This is a genomic window from Neisseria sicca 4320, assembly GCF_000193735.1.
In the GTDB taxonomy this organism is placed as follows: Bacteria; Pseudomonadota; Gammaproteobacteria; order Burkholderiales; family Neisseriaceae; genus Neisseria; species Neisseria sicca_E.
Genome location: NZ_AEPF01000157.1, coordinates 1 through 1,420, shown reverse-complemented (window position 1 = coordinate 1,420; position 1,420 = coordinate 1). Strand labels below are relative to the sequence as shown.

At 50.6% G+C, this 1,420-nt stretch carries 1 pseudogene; it reads left to right on the top strand.

Annotated elements, in window-relative coordinates:
- Positions 1 to 324 precede the first annotated feature (324 nt).
- Positions 325 to 1,295 (top strand): annotated as a pseudogene (locus NSCA4_RS13270) (IS30 family transposase).
- The last annotated feature ends 125 nt before the right edge of the window (positions 1,296 to 1,420 follow it).

Below are 1,420 nucleotides of genomic sequence, written 5' to 3'. Positions count from 1 at the left end.
GCTCAAAGTGAGTGCGCAAAGCCATCTGAAGGCGATGTGTTTGAACCTGTTGAAAGCGGCTAACAGGCTAAGTGTGCCTGTGGCCGCCTAAACGGCGGCCCGGATGCCTGTTTATCAAGTATCCGGGGAGGATTAAGGGGACATTTGGGTGAAATTAGGCGCAATTAGGGGCGAAAACAGCCGAAAAACTGTGTTTGGGTTTCGGCTGTCGAAGGAAGGGCTTTTTTGCAAAGGTCGGCGGATTCGCATTTAAAGTGCAACTTTCCATAACAGAAAAAGGCCGGTATGCGGTAGCATACGGCCTTTCCTGCAAGAAAGATTGCCATGAGCTACACACAACTGACCCAAGACGAACGATACCATATCCAATACCTGTCCCGCCACTGCACCGTCACCGAAATCGCCAAACAGCTTAACCGCCACAAAAGCACCATCAGTCGCGAAATCAAACGGCACCGTGCCCAAGGACAGCAATACAGTGCCGAAAAAGCGCAACGGCAAAACCGGCTTACCAAACAGCACCCGCGAAAACCCTATAAACTCAATTCGCAGCTGATTCAACACATCGACACCCTTATCCGCCGCAAACTCAGTCCCGAACAAGTATGCGCCTACCTGCGCAAACACCACCAAATCACGCTCCACCACAGCACCATTTACCGCTACCTTCGCCAAGACAAAAGCAACGGCGGCACCTTGTGGCAACATCTCAGAATATGCAGCAAACCCTACCGCAAACGCTACGGCAGCATATGGACCAGAGGCAAAGTGCCCAACCGCGTCGGCATAGAAAACCGACCCGCCGTCGTCGACCAGAAAACCCGCATCGGCGATTGGGAGGCCGACACCATCGTCGGCAAAGATCAGAAAAGCGCATTATTGACCTTGGTCGAACGCGTTACCCGCTACACCATCATCTGCAAATTGGATAACTTAAAGGCCGAAGACACTGCCCTAGCGGCCATTAGGGTATTAAGGGCACATAAAGCCAGAGTGCACACCATAACCATGGACAACGGCAAAGAATTTTACCAACACACCAAAATAGCCAAAGCATTGAAAGCGGAGACTTATTTTTGCCGCCCTTACCATTCTTGGGAGAAAGGGCTGAATGAGAACACCAACGGACTCATCCGCCAATATTTCCCCCCAAACAAACCGATTTCCGAAACATCAGTAATCGGGAGATACGCAGGGTTCAAGATGAGTTGAACCACCGGCCAAGAAAAACACTTGGCTACGAAACGCCAAGTGTTTTATTCTTGAATCTGTTCCAACCACTGGTACCATCATAGTGTTGCACTTGAAATCCGAATCCAAGGGTCTCATTCCGTACCGTTGTCGGAGTAAACGCACCCAATCAGGTATGGGCAGGGATCAATCAGGTGTTCAGTCAGAAACTTGGCGAGTTTTGTCCGGC